16 protein-coding genes are annotated in these 18,333 nt (G+C 70.9%); 6 read left to right on the top strand and 10 right to left on the bottom strand.

Going from position 1 to position 18,333, the window contains the following annotated elements; all coding sequences use genetic code 11:
- Window positions 1-99: 99 nt before the first annotated feature.
- From KV396_RS11065 to KV396_RS11045, 5 genes are all read right to left on the bottom strand, one after another.
- Window positions 100-597, bottom strand: coding sequence for a methylated-DNA--[protein]-cysteine S-methyltransferase (locus KV396_RS11065; protein ID WP_247955745.1), 498 nt, complete (start codon window positions 595-597; stop codon window positions 100-102).
- Window positions 594-2,129, bottom strand: a complete 1,536-nt coding sequence (locus KV396_RS11060; protein ID WP_247955744.1) for an AlkA N-terminal domain-containing protein — start codon at window positions 2,127-2,129, stop codon at window positions 594-596. Before KV396_RS11060 ends, KV396_RS11065 begins: the two co-directional genes overlap by 4 nt.
- Before the next feature lie 225 nt (window positions 2,130-2,354).
- Window positions 2,355-3,962 (bottom strand): bifunctional phosphoribosylaminoimidazolecarboxamide formyltransferase/IMP cyclohydrolase, encoded by a 1,608-nt coding sequence (purH, locus tag KV396_RS11055; protein WP_247632718.1) that lies wholly within the window; start codon window positions 3,960-3,962, stop codon window positions 2,355-2,357.
- 45 nt (window positions 3,963-4,007) lie between these two features.
- The gene (purN, locus tag KV396_RS11050; RefSeq protein WP_247955743.1) at window positions 4,008-4,595 is read right to left on the bottom strand and encodes a phosphoribosylglycinamide formyltransferase; all 588 of its coding nucleotides are present in this window, start codon (window positions 4,593-4,595) and stop codon (window positions 4,008-4,010) included.
- A gap of 9 nt (window positions 4,596-4,604) precedes the next feature.
- Window positions 4,605-6,005, bottom strand: coding sequence for a cell division protein PerM (locus KV396_RS11045; protein WP_247955742.1), 1,401 nt, complete (start codon window positions 6,003-6,005; stop codon window positions 4,605-4,607).
- 93 nt (window positions 6,006-6,098) lie between these two features.
- Between KV396_RS11045 and KV396_RS11040 the strand changes: the two genes are divergently transcribed.
- Together KV396_RS11040 and KV396_RS11035 are read left to right on the top strand one after the other, a co-directional pair.
- Window positions 6,099-7,520 (top strand): NCS2 family permease, encoded by a 1,422-nt coding sequence (locus tag KV396_RS11040; protein ID WP_247623136.1) that lies wholly within the window; start codon window positions 6,099-6,101, stop codon window positions 7,518-7,520.
- Between the two features lie 99 nt (window positions 7,521-7,619).
- Complete coding sequence (locus KV396_RS11035) at window positions 7,620-8,534, top strand: homocysteine S-methyltransferase family protein (protein ID WP_247955741.1); 915 nt, start codon at window positions 7,620-7,622, stop codon at window positions 8,532-8,534.
- 67 nt (window positions 8,535-8,601) lie between these two features.
- On the opposite strand, the gene sucD is transcribed toward KV396_RS11035, so the two are convergent.
- Window positions 8,602-9,504, bottom strand: coding sequence for a succinate--CoA ligase subunit alpha (sucD, locus tag KV396_RS11030; RefSeq protein WP_247623138.1), 903 nt, complete (start codon window positions 9,502-9,504; stop codon window positions 8,602-8,604).
- A gap of 18 nt (window positions 9,505-9,522) precedes the next feature.
- Complete coding sequence (gene sucC / locus KV396_RS11025) at window positions 9,523-10,689, bottom strand: ADP-forming succinate--CoA ligase subunit beta (protein WP_247632721.1); 1,167 nt, start codon at window positions 10,687-10,689, stop codon at window positions 9,523-9,525.
- A 172-nt stretch (window positions 10,690-10,861) separates the two neighbouring features.
- Between sucC and KV396_RS11020 the strand changes: the two genes are divergently transcribed.
- On the top strand, window positions 10,862-11,524 hold the full coding sequence (locus tag KV396_RS11020; protein WP_247623140.1) for a TetR/AcrR family transcriptional regulator: 663 nt from the start codon (window positions 10,862-10,864) through the stop codon (window positions 11,522-11,524).
- A gap of 103 nt (window positions 11,525-11,627) precedes the next feature.
- Window positions 11,628-12,863, top strand: a complete 1,236-nt coding sequence (locus KV396_RS11015; protein ID WP_247955740.1) for an acyl-CoA dehydrogenase family protein — start codon at window positions 11,628-11,630, stop codon at window positions 12,861-12,863.
- Window positions 12,864-12,893: 30 nt separating this feature from the next.
- On the opposite strand, the gene KV396_RS11010 is transcribed toward KV396_RS11015, so the two are convergent.
- Window positions 12,894-13,382 carry a hypothetical protein gene (locus KV396_RS11010; RefSeq protein ID WP_247623142.1) on the bottom strand — a complete coding sequence of 163 codons (489 nt, stop codon included), beginning with the start codon at window positions 13,380-13,382 and terminating at the stop codon, window positions 12,894-12,896.
- An 84-nt stretch (window positions 13,383-13,466) separates the two neighbouring features.
- On the opposite strand from KV396_RS11010, the gene KV396_RS11005 reads away from it, so the two are divergent.
- Both KV396_RS11005 and KV396_RS11000 read left to right on the top strand, forming a co-directional pair.
- Entirely contained in the window at window positions 13,467-14,918 is a 1,452-nt protein-coding gene (locus KV396_RS11005; RefSeq protein WP_247955739.1) for a phytoene desaturase family protein, read from the top strand.
- Window positions 14,919-15,030: 112 nt separating this feature from the next.
- Window positions 15,031-16,074 carry an ATP-dependent DNA ligase gene (locus KV396_RS11000; protein ID WP_247955738.1) on the top strand — a complete coding sequence of 348 codons (1,044 nt, stop codon included), beginning with the start codon at window positions 15,031-15,033 and terminating at the stop codon, window positions 16,072-16,074.
- Between the two features lies 1 nt (window position 16,075).
- Here KV396_RS11000 and ligD read toward each other — a convergent pair whose 3' ends face one another.
- Both ligD and KV396_RS10990 read right to left on the bottom strand, forming a co-directional pair.
- Window positions 16,076-17,131 (bottom strand): non-homologous end-joining DNA ligase, encoded by a 1,056-nt coding sequence (gene ligD / locus KV396_RS10995; protein ID WP_247955737.1) that lies wholly within the window; start codon window positions 17,129-17,131, stop codon window positions 16,076-16,078.
- A 71-nt stretch (window positions 17,132-17,202) separates the two neighbouring features.
- Window positions 17,203-18,321 (bottom strand): SseB family protein, encoded by a 1,119-nt coding sequence (locus KV396_RS10990; RefSeq protein ID WP_247955736.1) that lies wholly within the window; start codon window positions 18,319-18,321, stop codon window positions 17,203-17,205.
- Between the last annotated feature and the right edge of the window lie 12 nt (window positions 18,322-18,333).

The raw sequence follows: 18,333 nt of genomic DNA, 5'->3' as shown, positions 1-18,333 counted from the left end.
TCCGGTTGGTGCGACAGCCCTCCAGCCTATTGCTGTGAACAAGCTGTGCGCAAGAGGAATTCCTCCTTTCCCCTCGCGCGGCCCGTCGGCCCCGGTCTCTCAGCGCGCCATCTCTTCGCGTGCGAGCAGGCGCTCCTTCACGTCGAGTCCCCAGGCGAAGCCGCCGAGGGTGCCGTCGGTACGCAGCACCCGGTGGCACGGCACGAACAGCGCCGGGGCGTTGCGCGCGCAGATCGACGCCGCGGCCCGCACGGCGCGCGGGTTGTCGAGCACGGCGGCGAAGGAGGTGTACGTGAGCGGAGCGCCCGGGGCGATCTCCCGCAGCGCGGCCCAGCCCGACAGCTGCAGCGAGGTGCCCGTCTGACGCACGGGCACGGAGTCGATCGCCGCGAGGTCCCCCGCGTAATACGCCTGCACGGCCGACGCTGCTGCGGTCTCGCCCTCGCGCACCTCTGCCGGGCGCACGGCCGCCGCGAGCCTTCCGAGGATCGCCCCGCGGTCGGCCGTCCAGCCGGATGCCAGCACGCGCTGCTCGTCGTCGGCGAGGATGGTGAACGCCCCGTCGGGGGTGTCGATGGTCTGAATGAGGGCGGTCATGGGGTCTCCTTCGAGATCGGTGTCTTCGTGATCGGTGTCGTCGAGATCGGTGTCTTCGTGATCGGTGTGGTCGTCGCGCGCTTCGCCGAGCGGACGGGGGCCGCGCGCCAGAGGTGCGCGGTGAGGTAGCTCCGCCACGGAGCCGTCCGCTCCGCCCACGCCGTCAGGGCACGCGGTTCGCCCGGGAGACCGGAGGCCGCGGCGCCGGCTCGCATCGCGACATCACCCGGGAGCAGGATGTCGGGGTCTCCGAGCACCCGCATGCGCACGTAGTCGGCCGTCCACGGCCCGATGCCCGGCATCGCGAGGAGCGCGGCCCGCTGCTCGGCCCCATCGTCACCGACCGTGAGGGTGAGCGAGCCGTCCGCCAGCGCGGCAGCGGCGCCGGTGATGGCACGGATGCGGGCGGCCGGGCCCCGCAGCACCTCGGCGCCGTGCTCGGCGATCGCGGTCATGGTCGGGAAGAGCACACCGTCGTCGGTGCGCTCTCCGAGAGCGTCGGCGAGCGCGGTCAGCGCCGTACGGGCGGCGACGACCGTGATCTGCTGACCGACCATCGCGCGGATGAGCATCTCGTGGGGATCGGCCGCTCCCGGCACTCGGATCCCCGGGGTCGCGGCGACCAGCGGTGAGAGCTCGGGGTGCGCACCGAGCGCGTCGTCGACGGCCCGCGGGTCGGCATCCAGATCGAACAGGCGCCGCACCGTGCCCACCAGGGGCGCGAGATCACCCAGCTGCGTGACCCGGGCGCGCAGATGCAGTCGCTCGGCAGCATCCTGCCGCACCTCGAACCACGCCGGCCCTCCGCTCATGCGCAGGTGCCGTGCGAACGAGGTCTCGGTGGCCACCTCGACCCCGGGCAATGCGCGGGCCGCCATCCAGGCGAAGACGCCCGAGGCATCGAGCGGCCCACGGAAAGGCAGCACGAGGTCGATCGTGCCGGGAGCTGCGGCCATCGGCATCCGTCGTCGGGCGCGCAGCTCGCTGGGCGTGAGGGCGAAGACCTCGCGGATCGTGTCGTTGCACTGCCGGATGCTGGCGAACCCCGCCGAGAACGCCACGTCGGAGACGGGCATGTCGGTGCCGACGAGCAACATGCGCGCCATGTGCGCACGGTGCGCCCGGGCGAGGGCCAGAGGCCCGGCCCCGAGCTCGCTCACCAGCACCCGGTTCAGATGCCGGCTCGAGTACCCGAGCCGCGCGGCGAGTCCGGACACTCCCTCGCGTTCCACCACACCCGCGGAGATGAGTCGCATCGCACGGGCCGCGGCGTCACCGCGCAGATTCCAGGCCGGCGACCCGGGCGCCGCCTCGGGGAGACAGCGCTTGCATGCCCGGTAGCCCGCCTCGTGCGCCGCGGCGCTCGTCGGGTAGAACGTCACGTTCTCGGGCTTCGGCGTGCGCGCCGGGCAGCTCGGACGGCAGTAGATGCCCGTCGATCGGACGGCCGTCACGAACTGCCCGTCGAAACGGGTGTCGCGCGCGTCGATCGCGCGGTACCGCTCGTCGAAGTCGGTCACGGGGAGGCTCATGACTCCATGCTGTCACGGGCCTCCGACATCGACTGGCGGAAATCGGACATCGCGGTGAGAGGTCAGGACACGCCGCATCCGCGCGGCGCGAGACGGCGTGTCGTGACTCCTCACGCGATCGCCGATCACCGATCGCCGATCACCGATCACCTCGCCGAGAGACCGGACGGACCGAGGCCCCCACCCGCGGTCTGCGGATGAGGGCCTCGAGGGAGCTGCGGATGCTCAGTGGAAGAAGTGGCGCTCTCCCGTGAAGAACATCGTGACGCCGGCCTTGCGGGCCGCATCCACGACCTCCTCGTCGCGCACCGAGCCACCCGGCTGCACGATCGCGGTCACACCGGCGTCGATGAGCACCTGGGCGCCGTCGGCGAACGGGAAGAACGCGTCGGATGCCGCGACCGAACCGGCCGCGCGCTCCCCCGCGCGCTCGACCGCGAGGCGGCACGAGTCGACGCGGTTGACCTGGCCCATGCCGACGCCGACCGTGGCGTTGTCCTTCGCGAGCACGATCGCGTTCGACTTGACGGCGCGGCACGCCTTCCACGCGAAGATCAGGTTCTCCATCTCGAGGTCGCTCGGGCGCTCACCGGAGACGAGCTCCCAGTTCTTGGCGACCGAGACGATGTCGTCGGGGAACCGGTCGGCGTCCTGCAGCAGGAGTCCGCCCGAGACGAGGCGCACGTCCATGCGCTCCTGCTGCCAGTCCTCCGGCAGCTGCAGCAGACGAAGGTTCTTCTTCGCCTTGAACACCTCGAGGGCGGCGGGCTCGAACGCGGGGGCGACGATGACCTCGGTGAAGATGTCCTTGAGGTTCTCGGCCATCTTGAGCGTCACGGTGCCGTTCGCGGCGATCACTCCGCCGTACGCCGAGACCGGGTCGCACTCGTGCGCGCGCAGGTGCGCGCTGGCGATCGGGTCGAGGGCGTTCGGAGCGGTCGTCGCGATGCCGCACGGGTTGGCGTGCTTGATGATCGCGACGGCCGGCTTGATCATGTCGTAGGCGGCGCGCAGGGCGGCATCCGCGTCGACGTAGTTGTTGTACGACATCTCCTTGCCCTGCAGCTGCGTGGCCTGGGCGATGCCGTGACCGCCTGCGCGCGTGTAGATCGCACCGCGCTGGTGGGAGTTCTCGCCGTAGCGGAGCGTCGCGAGGCGCTCGGCCTGGATCGTCAGGTGCGCCGGCAGGTCGCCGTCGTCCTGGAGGGTGCCCTCGGCGAACCACGACGCGACGGCCGTGTCGTAGGCGGCGGTGTGCGCGAACGCGCGGGCCGCGAGCTCGCGGCGCTGCGACAGCGAGGTGCCGCCCTCGGCGATCGCCGAGATGATCCCGGGGTACGACTGCGGCGAGACGACGATGGCCACGTTCGCGTGGTTCTTGGCGGCGGCGCGCACCATGGCGGGCCCGCCGATGTCGATCTGCTCCACGACGTCGTCGCCCTGGGCGCCCGAGGCGACGGTCTCGACGAACGGGTACAGGTTCACCACGACGAGCTCGAACGGTGCGATGTCGAGGTCGGCGAGCTGACGCTCGTGGTCCTCGAGGCGCAGGTCGGCGAGCAGGCCGCCGTGGATCTTCGGGTGCAGGGTCTTGACGCGACCGTCGAGCATCTCGGCGACACCGGTCACCGCGGCGACGTCGGTCACCTCGAAGCCGGCCTCGCGGATGGTCGCGGCCGTCGAACCGGTCGACACGATCTGCACGCCGGAGTCGGCGAGCGCCTTCGCGAGGACGAGCAGATCGGTCTTGTCGCTCACCGAGACGAGCGCCCGGCGGATCGGCACCGTGTCGCGATCGCGGTACAGCGAGGGGTCGTGGCGGGGGCCGGCCATGGTGATGCTCCTTCGTGCGTCGGGCGTGAGAGGGGAGGAAGAGGATCAGGAAGCGGCGTCGAGCGCGAGCTCGCCGGTCGCGATGCGCCGCACGACATCGATCAGCAGGCGGCGCTCGACGGGCTTGATGCGGTCGTGCAGGGTGTGCTCGGTGTCGCCGTCGAGGATCGGCACGCGCTCCTGCGCGAGGATCGGCCCGGTGTCGACGCCGTCGTCGACGACGATCACGCTGGCACCCGTCTCGGCGGCGCCGGCGGCGAGCGCATCGCGCACCCCGTGCGCGCCCGGGAACTCCGGCAGGTAGGCCGGGTGGGTGTTCACGAGACGCGGGGAGAACTGCGCCACGAGGGATGCGGGCAACAGGCGCATGAGACCGCTGAGCACGACGAGGTCGGGGTTCCAGACGGCGAGCTGGCGGCCGAGCTCCTCGCCCCAGGCCTCGCGGCTCTCGTGCTCGTGCCACGGCACGGTGAAGCTGGGGATGCCGAACTCCTCGGCGTGGGCCAGGCCGTTGGCCTCGCGGTCGGCGCCCACGACGACCACCCGCGCGGGAAAGTCCGGGTGGCGGGCGGCCTCGAGGAGGGCACGAAGATTCGAGCCGGTGCCCGAGATGAGAACGGCGACCGTGAGCACGCGCCCAGTCTACCGGGGCGCGGGAGGGCGCCCCTCCCCGGTGACGTCGTCGAGCGGAGCCGTCTCCGCGAAGGGCAGAGGGGCGGCATCCGCTGGTGAATCGGCGGATACGGCAGACGGCGACGACGATGCCGCGTCGCCGATCAGATCGCCGAGATCGGATGCCGTCATCTCGGCGACCCAGCGATCGGTGCGCTCCTCGGCGAGCTCGTCGCGGTTGCGCGGCGACAGCAGCAGGATCGCGGCGCCCAGCAGCACCTCTCCCCCGAGGGCGAGCGCGAAGGCGCCGACCGACGGGCCGGTCTCGGCGAGACGCCCCGGACCGATCGACCCGCTGGTGAGCAGCGCGGCGAGGGCGGCGACGCCCGCGGTCACGGCACCCATGCCGACCGCGATCACGGCGCGCGGCAGCATCCGCAGCGGCGTCCCCTCCCACACCAGGCGAGAGCGCACGGCCCATCCGGCCACGGCACCGGCGGCGACCGGCAGCAGCACGACGATGAGCATCCAGATCGAGCTGTTCTCGGGCAGCAGCCCCAGCACCGGGATGCCGGGAACGACGCCGAGCTGCGTGCCCGCCGGAGACACCGCGGTGCCGACGCCCACGGCGAATCCGGGTCCGGCGATCCACGACGCCGTCCAGACGAGGAGCGTCGGCAGGTAGAGGAACTGGGCGAGGGTGATCACGACCGCGCCGAGCACGTCGACACGTGCGGCCTGGAAGAGGGCGACGACCTCACCGCCGCGGAACAGCGTGAGGAGGGCGAGCGCTGCGGCCGAGACGCCGAGCACGGCGACGAGGGCGAACGCCGCTCCCCGCACGATGGCCGCGGGCACCGGGGTCCACTCGGTCCAGGCGTCCAGACGGTCGTGGATCGCATCGATCGGCCCTCCGTCGCCGTCCTCCCAGACCACGCGCACCGCTCCGCACACCGCACCCGCGAGGTACACGGCCGCGGGCAGCAGGATCGCGAGGAGCAGGGAGGTCTTCGCCGCGTCGAGACGCGAGGTGAGGGCGACGCCGGCGGCGATCGCGGCGAACACGACCGTGCCCGAGAGCACACCGGTCACCCACGAGCCGGCGTTCGCGGCTCGCGCGCCCGAGCGCGCCGCGAACAGCAGGGTGAAGACCAGGAGGGCGAGCGGGGCGACCGAGACGGTGAAGGACGCCGCCGCCGCCGGGACACCGACCGCGACCAGCGCCGCATCCGCGATCGTGATATCGAGCGGTACCCCGTGCCCGAACGCCCAGAGCGTGCCGGTCAGCGGCCAGAGCGCCCCCCAGTCGGCCGTGGCACCGAAGGCGAGGGTCCACAGCAGGGTCAGCGGCGCCAGCAGCACGGCGAGTCCGACGGCGGCCGCGATGGCGGCGTCGAACGCGGCGAGGAGGGCGACGAGAAGGCGTTGCATAGCTTTCGAGACTACGACGAGAATCCGGGCGGATGCCGGTGGGCGCGCGCGGCGCGGGAGAGACGATATCGTCTCATCCGGAGGTTCACCCGAATGACAACTGCCCCGTCCCCCGCACCCACCGCCGCTGAGCCGAAGAACGCCCTGGATCGTTTCTTCGAGATCACCAAGCGCGGTTCCACCTTCGGCACCGAGATCCGAGGTGGCCTGGTGACGTTCGTCACGATGGCGTACATCGTGATCCTCAACCCGATCATCCTCGGAACGCCCGACGTCGACGGCGTCGTGCTGTCCAGCTCTGCGGTCGCCGCCGCCACCGCGCTGACCGCCGGTGTGATGACGATCCTGTTCGGCGTGATCACGCGACTGCCGTTCGCGTTCGCCGCCGGCCTCGGCATCAACGCCTTCATCGCCTTCTCGGTCGTCGGCTCGGTGACCTGGCCCGAAGCCATGGCGCTCGTCATGATCAACGGTGTCATCATCGTGCTGCTCGCCGCGACCGGCCTGCGCAAGATGATCTTCGACGCCGTTCCCGTGCAGCTCAAGCTCGCGATCACGGTCGGCATCGGCCTCTTCATCGCCTTCATCGGCTTCGTGAACGCCGGTTTCGTGACGGCGACCGGCAACGCCTCGCCGCCCGTCGACCTCGGCATCGGCGGCTCCGTGGCCTCCATCCCGACCCTGCTCTTCGTCGTCACGCTGCTCATCGGCGGCGTGCTGACCGCGCTGCGCGTCAAGGGTGCGATCCTGATCGCCCTCGTCGGCGGCACCGTGCTCGGCGGCATCGTCAACCTGATCTGGCCGTTCGGCCTCGACTTCGGCTTCACCGGCTCGATCGTGGGCCTGCCCGACCTCAGCCTGGTCGGCCAGGTCGACTTCGGCTTCGACCTGCAGAAGGTCAGCATCGTCGCCCTCGTGATGTTCGTGTTCACGCTGCTGTTCTCGAACTTCTTCGACGCCATGGGCACCATGACGGGCCTCGCGAAGGAGGCCGACCTCGCCGACGAGAAGGGCGACTTCCCGCGCATCAAGTCCGCGCTCGTCGTCGAGGGCATCGGCGCGATCGCCGGTGGTGGCACCTCGTCGTCGTCGGCGACGGTCTTCGTCGAGTCGGGTGCCGGCATCGGCGAGGGCGCACGCACCGGTTTCGCCACGCTCATCACGGGTGCGATGTTCCTGGTCGCGATGTTCTTCACCCCGCTGACCTCGCTCGTGCCCGGCGCCGTCGCGGCAGCCGCACTCGTGCTCGTCGGTGCGATGATGCTCGCTCAGATCAAGAACATCGACCTCAGCGACTTCCGCGTGCTGCTGCCGGTCTTCCTCACCGCCACGGTCATGCCGATGACCTACTCGATCGCCAACGGAATCGGCGCCGGCTTCATCAGCTGGATCGTCGTGAACGCCTTCTCCGGTCGCGCCAAGACGATCCACCCGCTGCTCTGGGTGGTCGGCGCGGGCTTCGTGATCTTCTTCGCCCGCGGGCCGATCGAGGCACTGTTCGGCATCGGCATCTGACAGCGAGTCGACGGAGGGGCGGATGCTGCGGCATCCGCCCCTCTTTCGTGTCCGGAAGTCCCGTAGCGCGGGCCATCGCGCGGTGGTAGACCGGGATCCATGGATGCCGACGCGCAGCGGTACGTCACCGACGGCGGTCTCGAGACCGACCTGATCTTCCATCACGGCATCGATCTGCCGGAGTTCGCGGCCTTCGTGCTGCTCGACTCTCGCCGCGGACGGCGCCTGCTCCGGGACTACTATCGCGCATACGGCGACATCGCCCGCGCGAACGGCGCGGGCCTGCGCCTCGAATCGGCGACGTGGCGTGCGAGCGCCGACTGGGGTGCGCGGCTCGGATACGACGCGACGGCACTCGATCGGATCAACCGCGAGGCGGTGTCCCTGATGCGCGCGGTCGCGGAGGACTACGCCGACCTGCCCGATGTACGCCTGGTGGGAATGCTCGGCCCCCGAGGCGATGGGTACCGCCCCGGGACGTGGGATCCGACGACCGGAGCCGACGATGCGCTGACCTATCACCGTCCGCAGGTGCAGTCCTTGACCGCGGCGGGCGTCGACATCATCGCGGCGTACACGCTCTCCGACGCCGCCGAGGCGATCGGGATCGTGCGGGCGGCACGCGACGAGGGCATCCCCGTCGAGATCTCGTTCACCGTGGAGACGGACGGCCGCCTCGCGACGGGGAGCACGCTCGCCGAAACGATCGATCTGGTCGACGCGGGCTCACCCGCCGACGGCTATCTCCTCAACTGCGCGCATCCCGACCACTTCGCGCACGCCCTCGACGCGGCGACGGTGCCGAGGATCGTCGGACTCCGCCCCAATGCGTCCCGTCGGTCGCACGCAGAACTCGACGAGTCCGAGGCCATCGACGAGGGCGACCCGGCGGACCTGGCGATCGCCGTGGCCGCCCTGGCCGAGCGGATGCCGTCGGTCCGGGTGATCGGCGGATGCTGCGGCACCGACGCCCGGCACGTCGCCCTCATGTGGGACGCCCTGGTCGACCGCTGACGGCGCTCCCCGGACATGAAAGAAGGCCCCGGGGTGGAGCCCGGGGCCTTCTCCTACAGCTTAGCGCTTAGAGCGACTCGACGATCGCGCGCATCAGGTCGGCGGTCTCGGACGGCGTCTTGCCGACCTTGACCCCGGCGGCCTCGAGGGCCTCCTTCTTGGCCTGAGCGGTTCCGGCCGAACCGGAGACGATCGCACCGGCGTGACCCATGGTCTTGCCCTCGGGAGCCGTGAAGCCCGCGACGTAGCCGACGACCGGCTTGGTGACGTGCGCCTTGATGTACTCGGCCGCACGCTCCTCGGCGTCGCCACCGATCTCACCGATCATGACGATCGCCTTGGTCTCGGGGTCGGCCTCGAACGCGGCGAGCGCGTCGATGTGCGTCGTGCCGATGACCGGGTCTCCGCCGATGCCGATGGCGGTCGAGAAGCCCAGGTCGCGCAGCTCGAACATCATCTGGTAGGTCAGGGTGCCCGACTTCGACACGAGGCCGATCGGTCCCTTGCCGGTGATGTTCGCGGGCGTGATGCCGACGAGCGCCTCACCGGGGGTGATGATGCCGGGGCAGTTCGGCCCGATGATGCGGGTCTTGTTGCCCTTGCTCTGGGCGTAGGCCCAGGCCTCGGCCGAGTCGCCGACGGGCACGCCCTCGGTGATCACGACGAGCAGCGGGATCTCGGCGTCGATGGCCTCGACCATCGCGCTCTTCGTGAAGGCGCCCGGCACGAAGGCGATCGACACGTCGGCGCCGGTCTCCTTCATCGCCTCAGCGACCGAGGCGAAGACGGGCAGCTCGACGGCGTTGCCGTCCTTGTCGGTGTGCGAGACCGTGGTGCCGGCCTTGCGGGCGTTGACGCCACCGACGACCTGGGTGCCGGCCTTGAGCATGAGCGCCGTGTGCTTGGTGCCCTCTCCGCCGGTGATGCCCTGGACGATGACCTTGGAGTCCTTGTTGAGGTAGATCGACATTCTTCTAGTCCTTCAGTCTCAAGCGTTGGCGAGCTCGGCGGCCTTGTCGGCGCCCTCGTCCATGGTGGCGGCCAGGGTCACGAGCGGGTGCGCGTACTCGGCGAGGATCGCGCGACCCTCGTCGACGCGGTTGCCGTCGAGGCGCACGACGAGCGGCTTGGATGCCGTGGCACCCAGCGTCTCGAGCGCACCCTTGATGCCGTTGGCGACGGCGTCGCACGCCGTGATGCCGCCGAACACGTTGACGAAGACGCTCTTGACCTGCGGGTCGCCGAGGATGACGTCGAGGCCGGCGGCCATGACCTCGGCCGAGGCGCCGCCGCCGATGTCGAGGAAGTTGGCGGGCTTGACGCCGTTGTGGTTCTCACCGGCGTACGCGACGACGTCGAGCGTCGACATGACGAGTCCCGCTCCGTTGCCGATGATGCCGACCTCGCCGTCGAGCTTCACGTAGTTGAGACCCGATGCCTTGGCCTTGGCCTCGAGCGGGTCGGCGGCATCCTTGTCTTCCAGAGCCTCGTGCTCGGGGTGACGGATCTCCGACGCGTTGTCGTCGAGGGTGACCTTGCCGTCGAGTGCGATGATGTCGCCCTCTTCGGTGCGCACGAGCGGGTTGACCTCGACGAGCGTCGCGTCCTCGCCCTTGTAGACGTCGAAGAGCTTCACGAAGACGTCGGAGACCTTCTCGACGAGGTCCTCGGGGAAGTTCGCGGCGCGCGCGATCTCGACGGCCTTCTCCTTGTCGATACCCGTGAGCGGGTTCACCTCGACGCGGGCGAGGGCCTCGGGGCGCTCGACGGCGAGCTCTTCGATCTCCATGCCGCCCTCGACCGAGCAGAGGCTCAGGTAGGAGCGGTTGGCGCGGTCGAGCAGCACGGAGAAGTAGAACTCCTCGGCGATGCGGGCGCCCTGGGCGACCATGACGCGCTTGACGATGTGGCCCTTGATGTCGAGGCCGAGGATGGCCTTGGCCGCCTCGTAGGCCTCTTCAGGGGTCTTGGCGACCTTGACGCCGCCGGCCTTGCCACGACCACCGGTCTTGACCTGCGCCTTGACGACGACGACGCCGCCGATCTTCTCCGCGGCTGCCTTCACCTCCTCGGGGGTGTCGGCGACGATGCCGGCGAGAACCGGCACTCCGTACTTCTCGAAAACGTCTCGTGCCTGGTACTCGTACAGATCCACTGTGGTTCCTTCACTGGGCTGCTGTCTGGTAATTCTCTCGATGTCGAGACATCGACCAGTCCCCCAGCCTACTACCTCGGACTGGACGCTCCTGCGGGCCCGGCTGCTCCGCCGAGGCCTACCCGCGTCACGCCATCCGCATGCTCGACAGCGCGAGGTCTAGGCTCGTGCCATGCACGAATCCGCTGAACTGCGCACCGGCGTCGTGGCCGCTGCCCTCGAGCTCTTCGACACGCAGGGCTTCGATCAGACCTCGGTCGAGCAGATCGCGAAGGCCGCCGGCGTCTCGCGATCCACCTTCTTCCGCCAGTTCGGCGGCAAGGAGGACGTCGTCTTCGCCGACCACGAGGCACTGCTGGAGCGCCTCCGGGTGTTCCTCGCCGAGGGGCACGACGATCCGTGGGGCGCGGTGTGCGCGGCATCCGAGTCGGTCTTCTCGCACTTCGCCCACGACCCCGAGCTCGCCCGCCGCCGCTATCGGATCGTGCGCGAGGTCCCGGTGCTGCGCGAACGCGAGATCATCACGGTGTTCCGCTACGAGCGCCTGTTCGACGAGTACCTGCGCGGGGCCCTCCCCGGCGTCGACCCGCTCGACGCGGTCGGCTTCGCGGCCCTGGTGACCGCGGTGCACAACCACGTGCTGCGCCAGCTGCTGCGCGGCACGAAGAAGGTGCCTCTCGCGACCCTGCAGGCGGCACTGGCGGACGTGCGCCGTCGCTACGGCGTGCCGGCGGATGCCACGGCGAGCGCTCCCGACGATGTCGTCGTCGCCGTGTTCCCGCGGTCGATGCCGGTCGCCGAGGTCACGCGGCGCCTGCGCTCGCAGCTCGACTGAGCGCTCTGCGGCGGGTCCCTCGGGCAGGGTTCCGCTTTCGCGCTCCCGGAGTCGTGGAACTCAGTTTCGAGGAGTACGATACCTGGTGCCACGAAGGAGCCCCATGAGCATCGATTCCTCCCCCCTGCCCGGCGAGCGCGTCTCGTCGTACGACGTCACGGGACGGCAGGGCAGCGACTACTACGCCGTGTTCGCCGACATCCCGGATGCCGATCGTGCCGCCTGGGAACGCGCGCAGGCGTACGTCGACGAGGTCGCCCCGCAGATGGCCGACGCCTGGGACCGGGCCGAGTACCCGCTGACCGCCGCTCGCCGCATGGGCGAGATGGATCTGGTCGTCGACGGCGTCGAGCACCCCGCCCTCACGCGTCTCTCCCCTCTCGCCGCCGGACTGGTCAACATGGAGGTCTCGCGCGGCGACGGCTCTCTCGGCACGATCCTCGCGGTGCAGGGCGGTCTCGCCCTGCGCACCCTCGCGCTGTTCGGCTCCCCCGCGCAGCAGGAGAAATGGCTGACGGCTCTCGCCGACGCGAGCGTGCTGGGGTCCTTCGCCCTCACCGAGCCCGACCACGGGTCGGACTCGGTCTCGCTCGAGACGGTCGCGCGCCGCGACGGCGACGCCTGGGTCATCAGCGGCACGAAGAAGTGGATCGGCAACGGGGCATCCGGCGGGATCACCTTCGTCTGGGCGCGCGTCGACGACGAATCCGCCGACGAGCACGGCGCCGTGCGCTGCTTCCTCGTCGAGCAGGACACCCCCGGATACACCGGCACCGTCATCCGCGGAAAGGCGTCGCTGCGTGCGATTCACCAGGCGCACATCCGCCTCGACGACGTGCGCGTTCCCCTCGACGCCGTGCTCCCCGGAACGCACAGCTTCAAAGACGCGTCGGTCGTGCTCTACGCGACCCGCTCCGGCGTCGCCTGGTCGGCACTCGGCCACGCCACCGCCTGCTACGAGGCCGCCCTGGCGTACGCGACCCAGCGCGTGCAGTTCGGCAAGCCGCTCGCGAAGTTCCAGATGGTGCAGGAGCGCCTCACCCACATGCTCGAGGACCTCACCGCGATGCAGCTCTACTGCCGCCGGATGGCCGACCTCGAGACGGCGGGCGCGTTGCGTCCGACGCAGGCGTCGCTCGCGAAGTTCCACAACACCCGCGCCGCACGCCGCATCGCCTCGACCGCCCGCGACCTGCTCGGGGGCAACGGCATCCTGCTCGAGAACGGCGTGATGCAGCACCTCGCCGACATCGAGGCGATCCACACCTACGAGGGCACGGAGAGCGTGCAGGCGCTGCTTCTCGGGCGCGACATCACCGGGATGAGCGCGTTCGCCTGACGGTGGAGGACGGATGCCGGCGAGAGGCGCTCAGTCGCAGCCGCAGCCGCCCGACGGCGTCTTGACCATGAAGCACACGTCGCACACACCGTAGTCGCGCTCGGTCACCGGCTTCGGCGCCTTCTCGCGCGGCACCGACGGTGTGCGCGGGGTCGAAGAACGCTTCGCCGCTCGCGCGGGGACGGAGGGCGCGTACTCGCTCGGGTGGGTGACGTAGAAGTACGGCGCACGCCCCTCGCTGGGCTGCAGGCGCAGCGGGGTGGATCCGACGACGATCGTCTCGTCCTCGGCGAACCCGTTCGTGTAGGTGCGCCCGATGTGGAGCGAGGCGTGGTCGCCGCGGCGCAGGGCCTCGATGTAGCGGCCGCGGTCGATGAACGAGGTCACACCCACGGCGTCGACGATCGCGCCGATGAACTCGTGGTTCACCGGGTCGATGCGGTGCGCGCGCAGCGCCTCCGCGAGGGAGCGGTAGGGACGGGAGGTGCCGGTCGGGGTCGGGCCCTGTACTTCGTTCATCCCTTCCAGGATCGCACGATCCCGGGGCCGTCTCGACCGCTTCCGCTCCCCGCGCCCCGGCGCGGGCCGTGCAAGACTGGCGGCATGGTGCGGGCGACGATCATCGGCAGCGGGCCCAACGGTCTGGCGAGCGCCGTGTCGCTCGCCAGGGCGGGGTACGAGGTGCGGGTGCTCGAGGCGTCCAACACGATCGGTGGCGGCGTGCGCACGACCGACGGCATCCTTCCCGGCTTCCGCCACGACGTCTGCTCCGCCGTGCACCCGGCGGCACTCGCCTCGCCGTTCTTCCGCGCCTTCGGCCTCGCCGACCGCATCGACTGGATCCGTCCCGACATCTCCTACGCCCATCCGCTCGACGGCGGCCGTGCGGCGATCGCCTGGCGCGACATCGAGAAGACGTCCGCCGCCCTCGGGGCCGACCGTGATGCATGGCTCGCCCGACTGCGGCCGCTGAGCGAGCACATCGACGGGGTCGTCGACTTCACCGGCCATCAGATCCCGCGCTGGCCGCACGAGCCGCTCACCGCCGCGCGTTACGCCCTGCGGATGCTCGACCAGGGCACACCGCTCGCCTCGCGCGCCTTCCGCACCCCGGAGGCGGCGGCCTTGATCACGGGCGTGCTCGCGCATGCCAACGCGCCCGTTCCCTCGCTCCCCGGCGCGGCGGCCGGGCTTCTGCTCGCCGCCCTCGGACACGCACAGGGCTGGATGTATCCGCGCGGGGGCGCCCAGCGGATCGCCGACGCGCTCGTCGCCGACCTCGAAGCGCACGGCGGTCGCATCGAGACGGGGCTGCACGTGCGCGACCTCGGCATCCTCGACTGGGGCGATCCCGCGCGCGGCGATCTGCTCCTGCTGAACACCTCGCCGCGTCTCGCCCTGACCCACCCCGGAATCCCCGCCGGGTACGCTCGCGCTCTCTCCCGCTACCGGTACGGACCGGCCGCGGCGAAGGTCGACTTCGAGCTCGACGGACCGGTGCCGTGGGCGAACGCCGACGTGGCGCAGTCGCCGACCGTGCACCTCGGCGGCACCCGTGAGGAGGTGCGGGCGAGTGAGAACGCCGTCGCCCGTGGGCGGGTGAGCGAGCGCCCGTACGTGCTCGCGGTCCAGCCCTCCGTCTTCGACGCCACCCGCGCGCCCGAGGGCAAGGCCGTGTTGTGGACCTACATCCACGTTCCCCTCGACTCGGACCTCGACGCGACCGAGCTGATCACGCGTCAGGTCGAGCGCTTCGCTCCGGGGTTCCGAGAGCGGATCCTCGCCCATCGTTCGGTGCCGGCATCCGCCCGCGAGGCCGTCAACCCGGCCGAGATCCGGGGCGACGTGCTCGGCGGGGCGTTCACGATGCGGCAGGCGCTGCAGCGGCCGACGCTCTCCGCAGCCCCGTGGCGCACGCCGATGCCCGGCGTCTATCTCGCCTCGGCCGCGACCCCGCCCGGGCCCGGCGTCAACGGCATGTCGGGGTGGCTCGCCGCCCGCACGGCCCTCGCCGATGCCGGCGAGCCGCACGAGCTCGGCGACCTCTTCCCCTGACACCGCTCCCCGTGAGGGGTCAGGACACGCCGCGCCTCGCGGCGCCAGCGCGGCATGTCGTGACTCCTCGCGTGCCCTTCCGCCGCACGCACGTGCTCGCCAGGATGGAGGCATGCGCTACGACATCCCCGCCCCGATGCTCGCGAAGGCCGCGGCGACCGTGCCCGATCCGGCGAAGACGCCCGGCGGCCTGCTCTTCGAACCCAAGTGGGACGGGTTCCGCGGGCTCCTCGCGTGGGACGGCGAGACCGTCGAGATCGGATCCCGCGGAGCCAAGCCGCTCACCCGGTACTTCCCGGAACTCGTGGAGGCGATTCCGGAGCTGCTCCCCCGCCCGTGCCTGCTCGACGGCGAGATCGTCGTCGCGACCGGCGCGGAAGGAGAGCAGCGTCTCGACTGGGAGGCGCTCAGCCAGCGCATCCACCCCGCAGCCTCCCGCGTGGCGCGCCTCGCCGCCGAGACACCGGCGATGTTCATCGCGTTCGACCTGCTCGCGGAGGGCGACGACGACCTGCTCGACCGGCCGTTCTCGGAGCGCCGGGCTCGCCTGGAGTCGCTTCTGGCGGACGTGGCGCATCCCGTGCACATCACCCGTACGACGCGTGATCACGATGCGGCCGTGCGCTGGCTCGCGGAGTTCGAGGGCGCCGGGCTCGACGGGGTCGTCGCGAAGCCGCTCGACCAGCCCTACGCCCCCGGCAAGCGCACCCTGATCAAGGTCAAGCACGCCCGCACGGCCGACGTCGTGGCGCTCGGATACCGCATCCACAAGTCCGGCGCGGGAGTCGGCTCGCTCCTCGTCGGCCTCTACGACGAGGACGGAACGCTACGCCAGGTGGGCGGCGTCGCCGCGTGGAGCGACGCGCGCCGCCGCGACCTCGTCGAGGAGCTCGCGCCCCTGGTCGAGCGCGACGAAGCCGGAGACGCCGTCACCGGCGAGGGCGAGCGATCGCGCTTCACCGGATCGAAGGACGTCTCCTTCGTGCGCCTGCGTCCAGAGCGCGTTCTCGAGGTGCGCTACGACCAGCTCGAGGGTGCGCGCTTCCGCCACACCGTGCAGTTCGAACGCTGGCGTCCCGATCGCGAAGCGCGCTCGTGCACCTACGCGCAGCTCGACTCGGTCGCGGGATACGACCTCGCCGACGTGATCGGCTGACTCAGTCCTTCGCGGCAGGCTCCCCGTCGGCATCCCAGTGCGCCGCCACCTTCTTGCTGGGCTGCACGCGCGGCGGCTCCCCCGGCATCTTGGGGAACTCGGGCGGGAACGACAGCTCGCCCAGGCCGTCTTCGACGTCGCGCTCCCACCAGGCGAGAAGGGTGTCGATGCGCCCGGGCTTCTGCTGCTTGTCGGCCCACGGGTCGCCGATCTCGTCGAGGCGCTGCGGAACGCTGCGCACCGTGAACCTCGTCGGATCGAGGCCGTCGAGCTCGTCCCAGTGCACCGGGGTCGACACGGTCGCACCCGGCAGGGCACGCGGACTGTAGGCGCCCGCCATCGTTCGATCACGGTTGGCCTGATTGAAGTCGATGAAGATGCGCTCTCCGCGCTCCTCCTTCCACCAGCTCATCGTGACCCGATCGGGCATCCGGCGTTCGAGTTCGCGTCCCGCGGCGATGACCGCGTGTCGCACGTCGAGGAACTCGTGGGTGGGTTCGATCGGCGCGAACACGTGCAGACCGCGATTGCCGCTCGTCTTCGCGAACGCCTCGAGGCCCGCCTCGCTCAGCACCTCCCGCAGGCCGTGGGCGGCGGCGACGGCATCCGCGAAGTCCGTGCCCGGTTGCGGATCGAGATCGATGCGCAGTTCGACGGGGTTGTCGGGGTCACTCGCGAGCGACGCCCACGGGTGGAACACGATCGTGTTCATCTGCACGGCCCACACGATCGCCGACGGTCGGTTCAGCACGATCTGCGGATGCCGCCGCCCGCTGTTGTAGGTCACCGTCACGGCGTCGACGTAGTCGGGAGTGCCCTTCGGCGGATTCTTCGAGAAGAAGCCCTCGCTCCCCACGCCGTCACGGAACCGCTCGAGCGATACCGGTCGGTCGCCGTTCGACGCGAGGAAGGGATCGGCGACCCGCTGCACGTAGTCGGCCAGCTCGGACTTGGTGATCCCGACCTCCGGCCACACGACCCGGTTGGGGCTGGAGAGCACGACCTCGCGCTCCCCCTCCGGGTCGGAAACGGTCACGGGCACGCGTTCGGAGGCCATGCAACGACCCTAGAGCGCGGCTGCCGCCCGCGGAAGGGCGCGCCGCAGCAGGGCCCCTCCGCCGTGTGGTGTCAGTCCTCGGTCGCGGGGGCGAGTTCGAGCACGCGCGTGAGGGCATCGCGTTCGACGATGAGGGTGGGACCTGCCGGATCGATCACGACGCCCGCCATCTCGGTGTGCCCCGCGAGCACCTTGGCGAGCTGCGCGGGCTCGAAGGGCAGCGGTCGGTCGCCGCGGCCGAGGGCGATGACCTCGAGCGGGTGCGAGAACAGCTGCAGGAAGCGCTTGCCGTCGGTCGTCTGCGCCTCGGCGATACCCACCTGGCCGTCGGCGCCACCGTCGTTCACGGCCACCCACATGCGCGTCTCGGCGAGCGCCTCGCCCGCACGGGTCGCGGAGTCCTGTTCGCGCGGGGCCGCGACGATGGTCTTGACCGCCATCTCGGCATCGGCCTGCTCGAGGGTCTTCTGCAGCAGCTCGGTCGGGAACACGACCCGGTGCGGCGCCGAGGCGTTGTCGATGATGAGGCCCGCGAAGTCGCCGGCCACGACCTGCTGCATGACGGAGGTCGAGGGCTGCGCCACGGCCGATGTCGAGGACGGGTCGGCTTCGAGCTTCACCGAATCGCGCACGGCGGCGGCCGAGCTGAAGGCCAGCATGAACTGGCGCTCCTCGTCGCGCACGACGGCGACGGCGAGGGGCTTGCCCTCGGCGATCTGCGCTCGGGCATCGCCGTTCACGCGGATGAAGAGGTGTCCCTGCAGCGCCTGCCGCATGACGCCGAGCAGCTGCTCGTTGCTCGCGCCCTTCTCGACCTGCTTCAGGGCCTCGCGCAGCAGCACGTTGTCCTTCATGCCGGGAACGGACTCGGTCTGCTCGGGCGGCGACGCGGGGGCGAGAGGCAGACGCGGCTCGGCGGCGGGAGCGGCAGGGGCGGCGGGCGCCGTAGGCGCGGTCTGCACGGCCGGAGCGGGCTTCGCGTCGGGGTCGGGCAGCGAGACCTCGGGACCCGCCTCCGCTCCGACGCCGCGGAAAGCCTGCACCGAGATGCCGATCGACGGAGCGGCGGGGGCTTCCTCCGCCGCGGCGACCGCAGCCTCATCCGCCGGCGTCTCGACCGCCTCGGCGGCGTCGGGTGCGGAGGTGACGGCGTCGTCAGCGGACTTCTTGCGGCGGGAGAAGAGGGCCATATGAGCCAGCCT

This window comes from Microbacterium galbinum (assembly GCF_023101185.1).
Lineage (GTDB): Bacteria > Actinomycetota > Actinomycetes > Actinomycetales > Microbacteriaceae > Microbacterium > Microbacterium galbinum.
Note: the sequence above shows the minus strand (reverse complement) of the source record. Positions and strands in the feature narration are given on the sequence as shown.